The sequence below is a fragment of the Microbacterium sp. genome (genome assembly GCF_047972865.1).
Taxonomy (GTDB): Bacteria; Actinomycetota; Actinomycetes; order Actinomycetales; family Microbacteriaceae; genus Microbacterium.
On the sequence record NZ_JBKEAY010000110.1, the window covers coordinates 1 to 14,540 of the forward strand.

Annotated in this window: 19 protein-coding genes; 12 read left to right on the forward strand and 7 right to left on the reverse strand. The window is 70.6% G+C overall.

Annotated elements, in window-relative coordinates:
• Positions 1-22: 22 nt before the first annotated feature.
• On the reverse strand, positions 23-361 hold the full coding sequence (locus ACK5KK_RS06830; RefSeq protein ID WP_416889339.1) for a DUF2200 domain-containing protein: 339 nt from the start codon (positions 359-361) through the stop codon (positions 23-25).
• Positions 362-389: 28 nt separating this feature from the next.
• Here ACK5KK_RS06830 and ACK5KK_RS06835 point away from each other — a divergent pair, with 28 nt between their 5' ends.
• From ACK5KK_RS06835 to ACK5KK_RS06860, 6 genes are all read left to right on the forward strand, one after another.
• Positions 390-1,133, forward strand: a complete 744-nt coding sequence (locus tag ACK5KK_RS06835) for an AzlC family ABC transporter permease (RefSeq protein ID WP_416889340.1) — start codon at positions 390-392, stop codon at positions 1,131-1,133.
• Entirely contained in the window at positions 1,130-1,444 is a 315-nt protein-coding gene (locus ACK5KK_RS06840; RefSeq protein WP_416889341.1) for an AzlD domain-containing protein, read from the forward strand. Before ACK5KK_RS06835 ends, ACK5KK_RS06840 begins: the two co-directional genes overlap by 4 nt.
• 9 nt (positions 1,445-1,453) lie before the next feature.
• Positions 1,454-1,858 carry a DUF6113 family protein gene (locus ACK5KK_RS06845; protein ID WP_416889342.1) on the forward strand — a complete coding sequence of 135 codons (405 nt, stop codon included), beginning with the start codon at positions 1,454-1,456 and terminating at the stop codon, positions 1,856-1,858.
• Between the two features lie 9 nt (positions 1,859-1,867).
• Positions 1,868-2,188 (forward strand): ferredoxin, encoded by a 321-nt coding sequence (fdxA, locus tag ACK5KK_RS06850; RefSeq protein ID WP_416889343.1) that lies wholly within the window; start codon positions 1,868-1,870, stop codon positions 2,186-2,188.
• Positions 2,189-3,313: a succinyldiaminopimelate transaminase gene (gene dapC, locus ACK5KK_RS06855; protein ID WP_416889344.1), complete on the forward strand. Its 1,125-nt coding sequence runs from the start codon at positions 2,189-2,191 to the stop codon at positions 3,311-3,313.
• Between the two features lie 85 nt (positions 3,314-3,398).
• A complete protein-coding gene (locus ACK5KK_RS06860; protein WP_416889345.1) occupies positions 3,399-4,691 on the forward strand; it encodes a citrate synthase in 1,293 nt (430 codons plus the stop codon).
• A 19-nt stretch (positions 4,692-4,710) separates the two neighbouring features.
• Here the strand turns inward: ACK5KK_RS06860 and ppk2 are convergent, their stop codons facing one another.
• Entirely contained in the window at positions 4,711-5,493 is a 783-nt protein-coding gene (gene ppk2, locus ACK5KK_RS06865; protein ID WP_416889385.1) for a polyphosphate kinase 2, read from the reverse strand.
• A 42-nt stretch (positions 5,494-5,535) separates the two neighbouring features.
• Entirely contained in the window at positions 5,536-6,480 is a 945-nt protein-coding gene (dapD, locus tag ACK5KK_RS06870; protein WP_416889346.1) for a 2,3,4,5-tetrahydropyridine-2,6-dicarboxylate N-succinyltransferase, read from the reverse strand.
• Positions 6,481-6,552: 72 nt separating this feature from the next.
• On the opposite strand from dapD, the gene dapE reads away from it, so the two are divergent.
• The 3 genes from dapE (at position 6,553) to ACK5KK_RS06885 (ending at position 9,118) form a co-directional block, all read left to right on the forward strand.
• On the forward strand, positions 6,553-7,629 hold the full coding sequence (gene dapE / locus ACK5KK_RS06875) for a succinyl-diaminopimelate desuccinylase (protein WP_416889347.1): 1,077 nt from the start codon (positions 6,553-6,555) through the stop codon (positions 7,627-7,629).
• Positions 7,611-8,846: a hypothetical protein gene (locus ACK5KK_RS06880; RefSeq protein ID WP_416889348.1), complete on the forward strand. Its 1,236-nt coding sequence runs from the start codon at positions 7,611-7,613 to the stop codon at positions 8,844-8,846. The genes dapE and ACK5KK_RS06880 overlap by 19 nt, the downstream gene beginning before the upstream one ends.
• 98 nt (positions 8,847-8,944) lie before the next feature.
• Positions 8,945-9,118, forward strand: coding sequence for a DUF3117 domain-containing protein (locus tag ACK5KK_RS06885; protein WP_416889349.1), 174 nt, complete (start codon positions 8,945-8,947; stop codon positions 9,116-9,118).
• A 53-nt stretch (positions 9,119-9,171) separates the two neighbouring features.
• On the opposite strand, the gene ACK5KK_RS06890 is transcribed toward ACK5KK_RS06885, so the two are convergent.
• Positions 9,172-9,807 carry an O-methyltransferase gene (locus ACK5KK_RS06890; RefSeq protein ID WP_416889350.1) on the reverse strand — a complete coding sequence of 212 codons (636 nt, stop codon included), beginning with the start codon at positions 9,805-9,807 and terminating at the stop codon, positions 9,172-9,174.
• A 72-nt stretch (positions 9,808-9,879) separates the two neighbouring features.
• Between ACK5KK_RS06890 and ACK5KK_RS06895 the strand changes: the two genes are divergently transcribed.
• The gene (locus tag ACK5KK_RS06895; RefSeq protein ID WP_416889351.1) at positions 9,880-10,254 is read left to right on the forward strand and encodes a Sec-independent protein translocase TatB; all 375 of its coding nucleotides are present in this window, start codon (positions 9,880-9,882) and stop codon (positions 10,252-10,254) included.
• Positions 10,255-10,267: 13 nt separating this feature from the next.
• On the opposite strand, the gene ACK5KK_RS06900 is transcribed toward ACK5KK_RS06895, so the two are convergent.
• Genes ACK5KK_RS06900 through ACK5KK_RS06910 form a run of 3 tightly spaced genes read right to left on the reverse strand, consistent with a single transcriptional unit; the run spans position 10,268 to position 13,178 of the window.
• Positions 10,268-11,395, reverse strand: coding sequence for a P-loop NTPase (locus ACK5KK_RS06900; RefSeq protein WP_416889352.1), 1,128 nt, complete (start codon positions 11,393-11,395; stop codon positions 10,268-10,270).
• Entirely contained in the window at positions 11,392-11,919 is a 528-nt protein-coding gene (locus ACK5KK_RS06905; RefSeq protein WP_416889386.1) for a DUF1003 domain-containing protein, read from the reverse strand. Before ACK5KK_RS06905 ends, ACK5KK_RS06900 begins: the two co-directional genes overlap by 4 nt.
• Complete coding sequence (locus tag ACK5KK_RS06910; protein ID WP_416889353.1) at positions 11,919-13,178, reverse strand: magnesium transporter MgtE N-terminal domain-containing protein; 1,260 nt, start codon at positions 13,176-13,178, stop codon at positions 11,919-11,921. The genes ACK5KK_RS06905 and ACK5KK_RS06910 overlap by 1 nt, the downstream gene beginning before the upstream one ends.
• A 65-nt stretch (positions 13,179-13,243) precedes the next feature.
• On the opposite strand from ACK5KK_RS06910, the gene ACK5KK_RS06915 reads away from it, so the two are divergent.
• Positions 13,244-13,855, forward strand: coding sequence for a general stress protein (locus ACK5KK_RS06915; RefSeq protein ID WP_416889387.1), 612 nt, complete (start codon positions 13,244-13,246; stop codon positions 13,853-13,855).
• Positions 13,852-14,529 carry an alpha/beta family hydrolase gene (locus ACK5KK_RS06920; RefSeq protein WP_416889354.1) on the forward strand — a complete coding sequence of 226 codons (678 nt, stop codon included), beginning with the start codon at positions 13,852-13,854 and terminating at the stop codon, positions 14,527-14,529. The genes ACK5KK_RS06915 and ACK5KK_RS06920 overlap by 4 nt, the downstream gene beginning before the upstream one ends.
• The last annotated feature ends 11 nt before the right edge of the window (positions 14,530-14,540 follow it).

Consider the following 14,540-nt stretch of genomic DNA (forward strand, 5'->3'; position numbering starts at 1 on the left):
TCCCGGTGCGTCGGGACGGCCGTCAACGCAGGATGCGGGTGAGCGCCTTGCCGCGGGCGAGTTCGTCGACGAGCTTGTCGAGGAAGCGGATCTTCTGCATGAGCGGGTCGGCGATCTGCTCCACGCGGATGCCGCAGACCACACCCGTGATCCGGTCCGCCCGCGGATTGAGGGTCGCATCGGCGAAGAAATCGGCGAAGGTCGTCTCGTCCTGAAGGTGCCGGGCCAGGGTGGCGGCGTCGAACCCGGTGAGCCACGTGATGATCTCGTCCACCTCGGCCTGCGTGCGCCCCTTGCGTTCGGCCTTCTGGACGTATAGCGGGTACACCGATGCGAATGGCATGGCGAAGATGCGCTCCATCCCGCCACGGTACCGCCATGATGGGGGGATGCCGCAGCAGACCTCCGAGAACGAGGCGCGTCGCGCGTGGCGCACCGGGCTGGGGGTCGCCGTCGCCACGAGCGCCTACGGCGTCTCGTTCGGCGCCCTTGCCGTCGCGGCGGGCCTGGACATCTGGCAGACGTGCGTGCTGAGCCTGGTGATGTTCACCGGCGGCTCCCAGTTCGCGTTCGTCGGGGTGGTCGCCGGCGGCGGACTGGCCGCCGTCCCCGCTGCGATCGCCTCGGCCGCTCTGCTCGGGGTGCGAAACGTCGCCTACGGCCTGCGGATGTCGCCTGTGATCGGCCCGGACCCCTGGCTGCGCACCGCTGCCGCGCAGTTCACGATCGACGAGTCGACCGCCGTGTCGCTCGCACAGCAGGACCGGCGCGCGCGCCTGATCGGCTTCTGGGTCACTGGCCTGGGGATCTACGCGGGCTGGAACCTGTCCACCCTCGCCGGGGCGCTCCTGGGCGACGTGCTCGGCGACGTGCGCGCCTACGGGCTCGACGCTGCCGCGGCCGCCGCCTTCCTCGCGCTGCTGTGGCCGCGGCTGCGCGAGCGCCAGGCCATCGCCGTCGGCGCCGCCGCGGCCGTCGTGGCGACGCTGGCCACGCCGTGGGTCATGCCCGGGATGCCGGTGCTGATTGCCGCCGGCGTCGCCGTCGTGGTGGGGTGGACGAACTGGCTCGGCCGCCGTGACACGCCCGCGCCGGAGCCGGATGACGTGCCGGAGCGGGAGGGCTTGCCGTGACGCTGTGGAACGCCGTGCTGATCGCGTCGATCCTGTGCGTCGCACTGAAGGCCGTCGGCTATCTCATCCCGCCGCGCTGGTTCGAGGCGCCGACTCTGGCGCGCATCACCGACCTGCTGACGGTCGCGCTCCTGGCGGCGCTCGTCGCGGTGCAGACCCTGGGCGTGGGGCAAGCGATCGAGGTCGATGCCCGGGTTCCTGCGCTCCTGGTCGCGGCGGGCCTGCTGTTTCTGCGCGCCCCGTTTCTGGTGGTGGTGATCGCCGCCGCGGCCGTGGCGGCAGCGCTCCGGCTGTGGGGGTGGGCCGCATAGACTCGCGGGGTGAGCTGGTCGTGGACACGTGTCGCCTCGTGGGGCGTCGCCGCCGTCGTGGGTGCTGTGTACGGGGTTGCCGGGACGATCGGACAGGCCTCGACAATCGGGGTGATCCCCGCGGGGCTGATGGTCGCCCTCGTCGGCTCGGGCGCGCTCCTGATCGGGATGCGCGCGCTCACCGGCGACCGCTGGGCGGCGGTGGCTGCGGGGGCGGGCATGATGATCACGATCCTCGCGTTCTCGGGGCCCGGCCCGGGGGGTTCGATCGTGGTCCCCGCGCCCGAGCCGGGGGCGGTATCCACCGCCGTGGTCTGGACGCTCGCCGTCCCGGCGCTGGTCGCCGTCGTGGCGGCCTGGCCGTCGCCGGCCGGCGGGGCGGCCCGCGACGACGACCCGCGCGTGTCGAACTAGACTGCTGGGGTGACGTATGTGATCGCCCTGCCCTGCGTGGACGTCAAGGACCGCGCGTGCATCGATGAGTGCCCCGTCGACTGCATCTACGAGGGGGAGCGCTCGCTGTACATCCATCCGGACGAATGCGTCGACTGCGGCGCCTGCGAGCCGGTGTGCCCCGTCGAAGCCATCTACTACGAGGACGACCTGCCCGAGGAATGGCAGGACTACTACACCGCGAACGTGGACTTCTTCGACGACGTGGGCTCGCCGGGCGGTGCCGCCAAGATCGGCGTCATCAAGAAGGATCACCCGATCATCGCCGCACTCCCGCCGCAGGGCGAGTGAATGGGAGTCCGCGACCTCGCCGACTACCCGTGGGATGCCGTCGCGCCCTACCAGGAGCGCGCACGCCGTCACCCGGGGGGTATCGTCGACCTCTCGATCGGATCTCCGGTCGACCCGACTCCGGCGGTGATCGCCGACGCCTTGCGCGCGGCCACCGACGCGCACGCGTACCCGCAGACGGTGGGGACGGCGGCACTGCGGGAGGCCGTCGTGGCCTGGTTCGCACGTCGCCGCGGGGTCACCGGGCTCACCCCCGCCCACGTGCTGCCCACGATCGGGTCGAAGGAACTGGTCGCGCTGCTGCCGCTGCTGCTCGGTCTGGGGCCGGGGGACGTCGTCGTGCACCCGACCGCCGCTTATCCGACGTACGAGGCGGGTGCGCGGGTCGTCGGGGCGGAGCCGTTCGCCTCGGACGATCCCGCGGACTGGCCGGGCGGCACGCGGCTGGTGTGGGTCAACTCGCCGGGCAACCCCGACGGCCGCGTGCTCGGCGTCGACGAGCTCGCCACGGCAGTGCGCCGGGCCCACGAGCTCGACGCGGTCATCGCGTCGGATGAGTGCTATGCGGAGCTGGGCTGGTCCGGCCCGTGGGCCCAGGCCCGCATCCCCAGCATCCTCGACGACGCCGTCGTCGCCGGTGACACGACCGATGTGTTGGCGGTGTATTCGCTGAGCAAACAGTCCAACCTCGCCGGTTACCGCGCGGCGTTCCTGGCGGGCGACCCTGCGCTGGTCGAGCGCGTGCTCACGGCGCGCAAGCATCTCGGCCTCATGCTGCCGGCCCCCGTGCAGGCGGCCATGACCGTCGCGCTCGGCGACGACGAGCACGTCGAACGCCAGAAGGAGCGGTACCGGGCCCGGCGCGACGTGCTGCTGCCGGCCGTCGCGGCAGCTGGGTTCCGCATCGACCACAGCGAGGGCGGGCTGTACCTGTGGGCGACCCGGGGCGAAGACGCCTGGGAGAGCCTCGGCTGGCTCGCCGAGCGCGGCATCCTGGCCGGGCCCGGTCACTTCTACGGCACGCATTACCCGAACCATGTACGGTTCTCGTTGACGGCGACCGATGAGCGGGTACGGGAAGCGGCGCGACGACTGTCCGATTTGGAGGATTCCTCCGGCTCGTGAGTCGATCCTATGGCGCCGTCATGAGTAGGCCGCGCGGCCCGATATGCTGTAGTCCCACCGAACCAGGTGACTGCGAGGAGGCTTCGTGAGCGAAACGGGCACACCCCAGAAAGCAACCGTCACGATCGGCGACATCCACGCCGAACTACCGGTGCTCCCGGGAGCGGCAGGGGTCCCCAGCGTCGACTTCGCGACGTTCACGCGGCAGACGGGCCACACCACGCTCGACTACGGGTTCGTGAACACCGCCGCCACCAAGTCGTCGATCACCTACATCGACGGTGATCAGGGAATCCTCCGTTACCGGGGCTACCCGATCGAGCAACTCGCGAAGAACTCGACGTACCTCGAAGTGGCGTGGCTGCTGCTGTACGGGGAGTTGCCGACGCCCGACGAACTGCTGGCGTTCGACGACAAGATCCGGCGCCACACGCTGCTGCACGAAGACCTCAAGCGCTTCTTCTCGGCGCTGCCGTCCACAGCGCACCCGATGTCGATGCTCTCGGCGGCCACCGCGGCGCTGTCGACCTACTACGAGCACCAGTCCGACCCGGACAACCCCGAGCACATCGAACTCAACACGATCCGTCTGCTCGCCAAGCTGCCGGTCATCGCCGCCTACGCGCACAAGAAGAGCATCGGTCAGGCTTTCCTCTACCCCGACAACTCGATGAGCTTCGTCGACAACTTCCTGAAGCTGAACTTCGGGGTCCTCGCCGAGATCTACCAGGTTGACCCGGTGATGTCGCGGGCGCTGGAGCGCCTGCTCATCCTGCACGAAGACCACGAGCAGAACGCTTCGACCTCGACGGTGCGGCTGGTGGGCTCGACCGGCGCCAACCAGTTCTCGTCGATCTCGGCGGGCATCAACGCGCTGTACGGGCCGCTGCACGGCGGCGCCAACGAGGCCGTGCTCGACATGCTCGCCCGTATTCGCGACTCCGGCGAGAGCGTGGAGCGGTTCGTCGAGCGGGTCAAGAACAAAGAAGACGGCGTCAAGCTCATGGGCTTCGGGCACCGGGTGTACAAGAACTACGACCCGCGCGCCAAACTCGTCAAGGAGTCCGCCGACGAGGTGCTCGCCGAGCTCGGCGTGAGCGATCCGCTGCTCGACCTCGCCAAGCAGCTCGAGGAGATCGCGCTCAACGACGACTACTTCAAAGAGCGCCGGCTCTACCCGAACGTCGACTTCTACACCGGCGTCATCTACAAGGCCATGGGCTTCCCGACCCGCATGTTCACGGTGTTGTTCGCCATCGGACGGCTCCCGGGGTGGCTCGCGCACTGGCGCGAGATGCACGCGGACCCGCAGACGAAGATCGGTCGTCCGCAGCAGCTGTACACCGGCGCGACCGAACGGAACTACCCGGGCCTGTGAGCGGGCCCGGGCGCCGCGCTCAGGACAGCGACGCCGCGTAATCCGGCACGTAGTTCTGCCGCTCCCTGGGGGGCCGTGCATAGCCACCCGTGCGGGGACGCTCCGGGATCTCGATGGGCGGGCGCACCACCATCTCGTACGGCACCTGAGACAGCAGATGGTGGATCATGTTGATCCGGCCCCGACGCTTGTCCTCGTTGTCGACCTCGAACCAGCGCGCCTCGGGGATATCGGTGTGGACGAACATGGTGTCTTTGGCGCGGGAGTAGTCCTCCCACTTCGTGATCGACAGCACATCGTTGGGCGAGAGCTTCCACCGGCGCATGGGGTCGTCGTTACGGGAGCGGAACCGTGCCTCCTGCTCCACGTCGGACACGCTGAACCAGTACTTCAGCAGCAGGATGCCGTCTTCGACCAGCATCCGCTCGAAGATCGGCGTCTGATGGAGGAAGCGGTGGTACTCCGCATTCGTGCAATACCCCATGACCTGCTCGACTCCGGCACGGTTGTACCAGGAGCGATCCATCAGCACGATCTCGCCGGCGGCAGGAAGGTGGGCGACGTAGCGCTGGAAGTACCACTGCGACTGTTCGCGCTCGGTGGGTGTGGGCAGCGCCACCACGCGGGTCACCCGGGGATTGAGATACTGCTGCACGCGGCTGATCGTCGACCCCTTGCCGGCCGCGTCCCGTCCCTCGAAGATCACCACAATGCGCGCTCCGGTCTGCTGGACCCAAGCCTGCATCGTGACCAGGCGCTCCTGGAGCTCCTTGAGTTCGCGTTCGTAGAGTTTCTTCGGCATCCGCTCCGTCATGCTTCGAGCCTAGCGATCACGGGCGTGCGGTCAGGCGTGCAGGGCTTCGTTGAGGGTGACGCCCACGCCGTTGCGGCGCACCGCCTCGACGGCGCCGCTGAGCGAATTGCGGCGGAACAGGATGCCGTCGCGGCCGGACAACTCGGCGCCCTTGACCACCGGGCGGCTGCCGTCGGCGCGCAGCGGCTCATCGGCCAGCAGCACCTTCGAGCCCGCGGTGACGTACAGGCCGGCCTCGACGATGCAGTCGTCGCCGAGTGAGATGCCGATACCGGCGTTGGCCCCCAGCAGCGTCCGGGAACCGATCGAGACGCGGTGGCTGCCCCCGCCGGAGAGCGTGCCCATGATCGACGCGCCGCCGCCGATGTCGCTGCCGTCGCCGACGACGACACCCTGCGAGATGCGACCTTCGACCATCGAGGCGCCCAGGGTGCCGGCGTTGAAGTTCACGAACCCCTCGTGCATCACCGTGGTGCCGGGGGAGAGGTACGCACCCAGGCGCACGCGGGAGGCATCGCCGATGCGCACCCCGGTCGGGGTGACGTAGTCGACCAGCCGCGGGAACTTGTCCAGGCTGTGCACTTGGATGCCGGCCCGCACCAGCGCGGGGCGTAGCCGGGTCGCGTCGTCGGGGTGGATGGGTCCCGCCGTCGACCAGGCGACGATCGGGAGGTGGCCGAAGATGCCGTCGAGGTTGACCTCGTTGGGGCGTACCAGGCGGTGGGAGAGAGCGTGCAGTCGCAGGTAGGCATCCGACGTGCCGGCCGGAGGCGCGTCGAGGTCGGCGGCGACGACCACCGTCTCGACGGTGACGGCGCGGCGCTCATCCGCGACCGCGTAGGTCGCCAGGGCCGAGGCGTCGGCGTCGGCGGGGGCCGCACCCAGCTCCGGCTCGGGGAACCAGGTGTCCAGGATCGTGCCGTCGGTGGCGTGGGTGGCCAGGCCTGCGCCCCACACCCATCGATGTTCGCTCATCGTTCCAGGCTATCGGTCCGTGCCGCCTCGCTTCCGCCGCCAATGCGGGGCGACGTCGGTAGACTCGGCGGCATGCCCCGACTCGATCTGACCGCCCCCGCCGTCGAGGTGACTCGGGCGATCTGCGACATCCCCAGCGTGTCCGACGACGAGACCCCGCTGGCCGATGCGATCTTCGCGGCGATCAGTGGTTTTCCGCACCTCGACGTGCACCGCGACGGCGACACGATCGTTGCGCGCACCAGCCTGGGCCGGGCGCAACGGGTGGTGATCGCCGGGCACATCGACACGGTGCCCATCAACGGCAACGTGCCCACGCGCGACATCGAGATCGACGGCGAAGCGTTCGTGTGGGGGCGCGGCACGGTGGACATGAAAGCGGGGGTGGCCGTCCAGCTCAAGCTCGCCGCCGAACTGACCTCACCGGCCGTCGACCTGACCTGGATGTGGTACGACCACGAAGAAGTGGAGTCCGAGCGCAACGGCCTGGGCCGACTCGCCGCGAATCGCCCCGACCTGTTCGCGGCGGACTTCGCGATCCTGGGCGAGCCCTCCAACGGGCAGGTCGAGGGTGGCTGCAACGGCACGCTGCGCGCCGTCGTGCGCACCGAGGGCGTGCGCGCCCACAGCGCCCGTTCCTGGGTCGGTGAGAACGCGATCCACAAGGCGGCCCCGATCCTCAGTCGGCTGGCCGAGTACCGGCCGCGCGAGATCACCGTCGAAGGGCTCGTCTACCGCGAGGGTCTCAACGCCGTGCGCATCCACGGGGGGATCGCGGGGAACGTGATCCCCGACGCGTGCGAGGTCGAGGTGAACTACCGGTTCGCGCCCAGCCGGGACGCCGCCGCGGCCGAGCAGCACGTGCGCGACGTCTTCGACGGTTTCGACGTGACCGTCACCGATCTGGCACCGGGGGCGCGCCCTGGGCTCGACGCGCCGGTCGCCCGCCAGTTCGTGGCCGCCGTTGGCGCCCAGCCGCGCCCGAAGTACGGCTGGACCGACGTGGCACGGTTCTCGGCGCTGGGCATCCCCGCCGTGAACTACGGCCCCGGCGACCCCCACCTGGCCCACCACGACCAGGAGCGGGTGCCGATCTCTCAGATCGAGGACGTCGAACGCGGCCTGCGGGCGTGGCTGACCAGCGCGTGAGCGCGGCGACGGCGCCGAGCGCGCCGCGCCAGGGTCGCGTGTTCGTCGCCCTGCAGGTAGCGGTCGTCTACCTGCTCGCGCGACTGGTGACGGTCGCGTTCTTCCTCGCGGCGGCGCAGCTGTCGGGCACGTCGTCGCGCTTCGGCGTCGCGCCGACGGTGGGCACCCTGCTGATGGGATGGGATGCCCAGTGGTACTGGCTGGTGGCCGAGGAGGGCTATCCGAGCGACGTGCCCACCGATGAGAGCGGGGCGGTCCAGCAGAACGCGTGGGCGTTCATGCCGGTGTACCCGACGATCGCCAAGGCACTGGCTACCGTGTGGGGTGGCTTCTACCCGCCGGCGGCGATCATCGTGACGATCGTGGCCGGCTACCTCGCCTGTCTGGCGCTGTACGCGCTGCTGCGGCCGCGGCTCGACGCGGCGGCGACGCTGACCGCCGTGGCGATGTTCACCGCGGGCCCGCTGGCGGCGATGTTCCTGGTCGGGTACGCCGAGGCGCTGTTCCTGCTGTGGCTGTTCCTCGCGCTGCTGTCGGTGCAGCGGCGCACGTGGTGGTGGCTGTATCCGCTCGTGCCGCTCATGGGCTACACCCGCCCCGGAGTGCTCCCGTTCGCGCTGCTGCTCGCGCTGTACGGGATCTGGCGCTTCGCGCGGCGGGAGCGTGATCCGCTCCCGCCGCGCGAGATCGGACACATCGTCGCGCTCGGCCTGCTGGCGGCGGCCGTCGGCTTCTCGTGGCCGGTGATCGTCGGTGCCGTCACGGGCGATCCCTCCGCCTACTTCGAGACCGAGCTGGCCTGGCGGCGGGGCTGGACGGGGGACACCGAGAACGGGTTCGTGCCTTTCGCCGGGGTGCTGCAGGCCGCCGCGATCTGGGCGCCGCTATGGGGATGGCCGGTGTGGCTCGGGTACGTCGTGCTGGCGGTCGTGGTGGGCACCTTTTTCGCGCTGCTGCTGTGGCATCCGCTCGTGCGCGCGCTCGGGCCCGTGGTGCGGCTGTGGAGCGCGTCGTACGTGCTGTATCTGCTCGCCGTCTTCTTCCCGCAGTCGAGCCTGTTCCGGCTGTTGCTGCCGTTGTCCCCGCTGTACGGCGCACTGGCCGCGCCGCGTTCTCTGCTGTGGCGCGGCGGGGTTCTGGCGGTCGGGCTGATCGGGCAGTGGTGGTGGATCTACAACATGTACGCGCTCGGCAACACGTACACCCAGATCCCGTAGCGGGACGCGTCCGGCGACGTCAGGTGGACAACGGCGACGGGGGCGGCGGGGCAACGGCTAAACTTGCCAGGTAGTCCTATGACGAAAGGGAACCGCAAATGGCAGCCATGAAGCCGCGCACCGGGGACGGACCTATGGAAGCCGTCAAGGAGGGGCGCCTGATCATCGTGCGCGTCCCGTTGGAGGGCGGGGGCCGGCTCGTCGTTTCGGTCAACGACGACGAAGCCAAGGAACTCCACGACGTCCTCAGCGAGGTCGTGAGCACCGCCTGACGACACGTTCCTGACGAACGGCCGGCACCGTACGGGGTCGGCCGTTCGTCGTGTCAGCGCCCAGCGATGGCGGTCAGCTGCAGCAGCCCCTCGCCGACGGTGGACAGGGCGCCAAGGACGGCCGGCGACGCCTGTGTCTCATGGATGAGCGAGCGGTACGCGACCGTGACGGGGTCGCGCTTGACCGGGTCGGCGACCGTACCGCCGGCCAGCACCCGGGGAACGAGCACGGTGCCGCCGGTGCGGACCAGTCGCAGACCGTGCTCGACGTATTCGATGACGTGTTCGGCGTCGGCGTCGACCAGGACGATGTCGTAGGAGGCTTCGTTCATCCGCGGGAGCACGTCCGCGGCGCGGCCGGTGATGAACCGGGCTCGTGCGGGCGGGATGCGCGCATCCTGGAACGCCTTGCGTGCGGCCGCGAGGTGTTCGGGTTCGTTGTCGATCGTGGTGACGGTCGCGCGGGGCGAGCCGTGGAGCAGCCACAACCCCGACACACCTGCCCCGGTGCCGATCTCGACGACGTTGAGGGCGTTGGTCGCGGCTGCCAGCACGGCGATCTGCGCGCCCACGGCAGGGCTGACCGGCTCGGCGCCCAGCTCGAGCGCATGCGCACGAGCGTGGGCGATGTGGTCGGGCTCGAGCGTCGCCTCGTCGGCAAAACGCTGGATCGCGTCGTGGTCGCGCATGTGTACCTCCACGGGCCAGCGTACGCGGCCGGGGGTCGTGCGCCGGCCAGGCGCACGGGTAATCTTGGGGGCATGTTCTTCGGTCTGGACGGGGAGAAGCTGCTGCTGATCCTCTTCGTGGCCGCTCTGCTCATCGGCCCCGAACGATTGCCGCGCTATGCGGAGGCGCTTGCCCGTCTGACGGTGCGGGCACGGGAGTGGCTCAACGGCGCCAAATCGCGTGTGCGCGACGAGATGGGCGAGGATTTCGACGACATCGAGTGGCAGAAACTCGACCCGCGTCAGTACGATCCCCGCCGGATCGTCCGCGACGCGCTGCTCGACGACGCGCCCGTCCCGAAGGTGAAGGCGGCGGGGGTCGGCGCCGCGGTCGCGAGCACGTCGCCGTCGCCGCTGAAACCGCCGGTGACCTCCGGCGAGGTGCCGTTCGACTCCGAGGCCACCTGAGGCGCCGACGCGGTCAGAGCGGGGTGACCGGCAGCGCGCGGCCAGCCAGCCCGCGGGGGCGTGAGACGAGCGTGTCCGCAACGGCGGCGATGGCCCGGGCGGCGGGATCGTCGGGAGCGGAGATCACGACCGGCGCGCCCGCATCGCCGGCGACGCGCAGCGCGGGGGACAGCGGCACCTGGCCGAGCAGGGGGACGGCCTCATCGGCCGTCGTGAGCGCCGCGGCCACCTCTGCGCCGCCGCCGTCGCCGAACAGGTCCAGGCGCGTGCCGTCGGGGAGGGTCATCGGCGCCATGTTCTCGATGACGCCGATCACGTGCTGGCCGGTCTGCCGCGCCACCTGGCCACTGCGCACGGCCACGTCGGACGCCGCAGGTTGCGGCGTCGTGACCACGATCACGTCGGCGTGGGGGAGCAGCTGACCCACCGAGATCGCGACATCGCCGGTACCGGGCGGCATGTCCAGCAACAGCAGGTCGAGGTCCCCGAAGTACACGTCGCTGAGGAACTGCTGCACCGTCCGGTGCAGCATCGGCCCTCGCCACGCGACCGCGGAGGCATCGGGCGGGAGGAACATGCCGATCGAGATCGCCTTCACATCGTGCGCGACCGGAGGCAGCATCAGGTCGTCGATCCGGGTCGGCTGCGGCGGCCGGCCATCGGGACCGACCAGGCCGAGGATGCCGGGAATCGAAAAGCCGTGCACGTCCGCATCGATCAGCCCCACCCGCAGCCCCGCGGCGGCGGCCGCGACCGCGAGGTTGGCGGTCAGCGTCGACTTGCCGACGCCCCCCTTGCCGCTGGTGACCGCGACGACCCGCGTGAGCGAGTCGGGCCCGAAGGGCTCGCGACGGGGGCGCCCGTCGCGCAGCTTCTCGGTCAGGGCTCGGCGACGCTCCGGTGACATGACGCCGACGTCGACCCGCACCTCACGCACTCCCGGCACGCCAGCGGCCGCCGCGTGCACCTCGCGCTCGATGCGGTCCGCAGCGGGGCATCCCACGATCGTGAGTTCGATCGAGACCGTGGCCGCGCCGTCCACGACGTGGACCGATCGCACCATGTCGAGTTCGCCGATCGGGCGGCGCAGCTCCGGGTCGAGGACCGCCGCGACGGCCGCGCGCGCGGCGTCGGCGGTCATGACTGGTCGTCCTCGGACCGGTCGCGGCGCTCCTCCCAGCGGTCGAGCAGGTCGTCCAGCTCATCGCGGAGCGCCTCCCGGGTGACGACGTGTTCGGAGACCTCGGTCAGCGCCATCCTCAGGGCCACGACCTCGCGCGCCAGATACTCGGTGTCGGCGAGGTTGCGCTCGGCGCGTTGACGGTCCTGCTCGATCTGCACCCGGTCGCGGTCGTCCTGCCGGTTCTGGGCGAGGAGGATCAAGGGCGCGGCGTACGAGGCCTGCAGCGACAGCATGAGGGTGAGCGCCGTGAACCCGAGCGCGGCGTCGTCGAAGCGCAGAGCGGGCGGAGCGAGCGTGTTCCAGGCGATCCAGGCGGCACAGAACAGGGTGAGGATCAGCAGGAACGCGGGCGTTCCCATGGCGCGCGCGATCCACTCGGTGAAGCGCCCGAACCGGTCGCGGGACGGCTGCGGGGTGCGGCCCAGCATGCTCGAACGGCGCCCGCGCGGGGCGTCGAGCGAGACGCGGGGGGCGCGGGCCATCATACGCGCGCTCCCTGCGCCGGCTGTTCCTCCTGCGAGCGCCAGTCCTTCGGCAGCAGATAGTCGAGCATGTCGTCGACGCTCACGGCGCCGACGAGGCGGTGGGCCTGATCGATGACCGGCAGCGAGACCAGGTCATAGCTGGCCAGTAACCGGGCCACCTCGGCGGCCGAGGCCGTCGCCGAGACCGGGTCGACGGTGTCGTCGATGATCGCGCCGATGCGTTCGTGGGGCGGGTAGCGCAGCATCCGCTGGAAGTGCACGGTGCCCAGTAGCCGTCCGGTGGGCGTCTCGTAGGGCGGCAAGGTGACGAACACGGATGCCGCCAGCGCGGGGTGCAGCTCGTGGCGGCGGATGAGCGCGAGCGCCTCGGCGACCGTGGCGTCGGCGGGCAGCACGATCGGTTCGCTGGTCATGAGGCCGCCGGCGGTGTCGGGGCCGTACTTGAGCAGTTCGCGCACGTCCTCGGCCTCTTCGGGCTGCATCAGCTCGAGCAGTTCCTCGCGCTGCTCCTCGGTCAGCTGCGCCAGCACGTCGGCGGCGTCGTCGGGTTCCATCTGGTCGAGGATGTCGGCGGCGCGATCCTCACCGAGCGCTTCCAGGATGTGCACCTGTTCGTCCTCGGGCATCTCTTCGAGCGCGTCGGCGAGCCGGTCGTCGGGAAGCTCTTCGGCGACCTCCAGGAGGCGCTCTTCGGGCAGGTCCAGGAGTGTGTTGGCCAGATCGGCCGGCTTCAGCTCGGAGTAGGTCGCCACCAGCTGCTCTGCCGATTGCGCCTCGCCGGGGGCCTGGTTCTCGCGCACGTCGTTCCATGCCGCGAACGTCGTCGCGCCCTTCGCGAACGGGGAGGCGCTGGTCTTCGGGCGCCGCAGGAACAGCTGCCCGATGTCCCACTCGCCGAGCCGATTTCGTTCGATCGCGACGTCTTCGATCTCGGCGTACCCGGAACCGTCGCGCAGCCAGACCCGCCGGCCGAGCAGTTCGGCCATGACGCGCACCTCACCGCCGCGCTGCTGGAACCGCCGCACGTTGATGAGGCCGGTGGTGATCACCTGACCGGTCGCGATCGAGGTGACCCGGCCGATGGAGAGGAAGACATGCCGGCGGCCGGGGATCTCGACGACCAGCCCGACCACGCGCGGCGGATCGTCCTTTCGGTAGATGACGACGACGTCGCGAACCTTGCCGAGCCGGTCGCCCGCAGGGTCGAAGACCGAGCACCCGGTCAGGCGCGCGACGAAAACCCTCTGCGTACTCACGCGACCAGCGTACTGGCGGTCACGGCAAACAGCCGGGAACGGCGTGACAAGATGGTGTCGTGAGCATGGTCGGAGGCACACCCCGGGAGCACGGCGAGAAGATCGCGGACTTCCCCTCCTACGAGGCGGCACAGAAGGCGGTGTCCTCGCTCATCGCGGCGGACATCCCCGCCAAGGACATCGCGATCGTGGGCCGAGGTCTGCGCTCGGTCGAGACCGTGACGGGCAGGCTGGGGTATGCGGCGGCCGCGCGGTCGGGTGCGATCAACGGCATCCTGCTGGGGTTGCTGTTCTCGGCGATCTTCGTGCTCGGTTCGCCCAACGCCGGTGTTCAGGTCTTCATCGGGGTGATGCTGGTGGGCATCGCGCTCGGGATGCTGATGAGCCTCATCACCTACTCACTGCTGCGCCGCCGCCGTGACTACACGTCGATGACACAGATCATCGCGGACGACTACGAGGTGACGGTGCTGCACCGCAGTTTCACCCGCGCTCGCGAGGTGCTGGGCCGAGGCGGTCCCGCCGCCGCGCCACCGCCGGCGCCGTCGCCGGCCGAGGCCGCCCCGCCGCAGTACGGCGAGCGCATCGACCCGGACGCTGGGCCGCCGCAATACGGTGAGCGGGTGGATCCGGCGCCGTCCCCGCCCGCCGAACCGGAGCAGGACCGCTCCGCATGACGGACCGGACGCGGATCGCGGTGGCGCTGCCCACCGGCGCCGTCGAGGTCCCCGCGTTCGTGGCGATCCCGGACGGGGCATGGGCTGTGCTGGCCCTCGCGCACGGGGCCGGGGCCGGCAGCGAGCACCCGTTCTTGACGGGGTTCTCGGTGGCCGCCAACGCGGTGGGGATCGCGACGCTGCGCTTCGATTTCCCGTACCGGGCGGCCGGTCGCCGCCTGCCCGGCCCCGCGTCGCACGCGATCGAGACCTGGGCGGCGGTCGCGGCGGTGGCGGACGGGCTGATCGCGGGTGCGCCGTGGTTCGCCGCCGGCAAATCGTACGGTGGCCGGATGGCCTCGATGGCCGCGACCGAGGGGCGCATCGCACCGGCGGGGCTCGTCTACCTCGGCTATCCGCTGCATCCGCCCGGCAAACCGGAGAAGGCGCGCACGGCGCACCTGCCCGCCGTCACGGTGCCGCAACTGTTCGTCGAGGGAACCACGGACCCCTTCATTCATCCGCTCGCGCAGCTGGAGGAGGCGGTGGCGGCGTGCCCGGCGGCGGAGATCTCCTGGATCACCGGCGCCGGCCACTCGTTCGAGGTCAAGGGCAACAAGCGGCCCGCCGAGGAGGTGGGTGCGGGCCTGGTCAGCACCGTTGCGGACTGGATGCGCGCGCGCACGATCGGCTGACGGCGGCGACG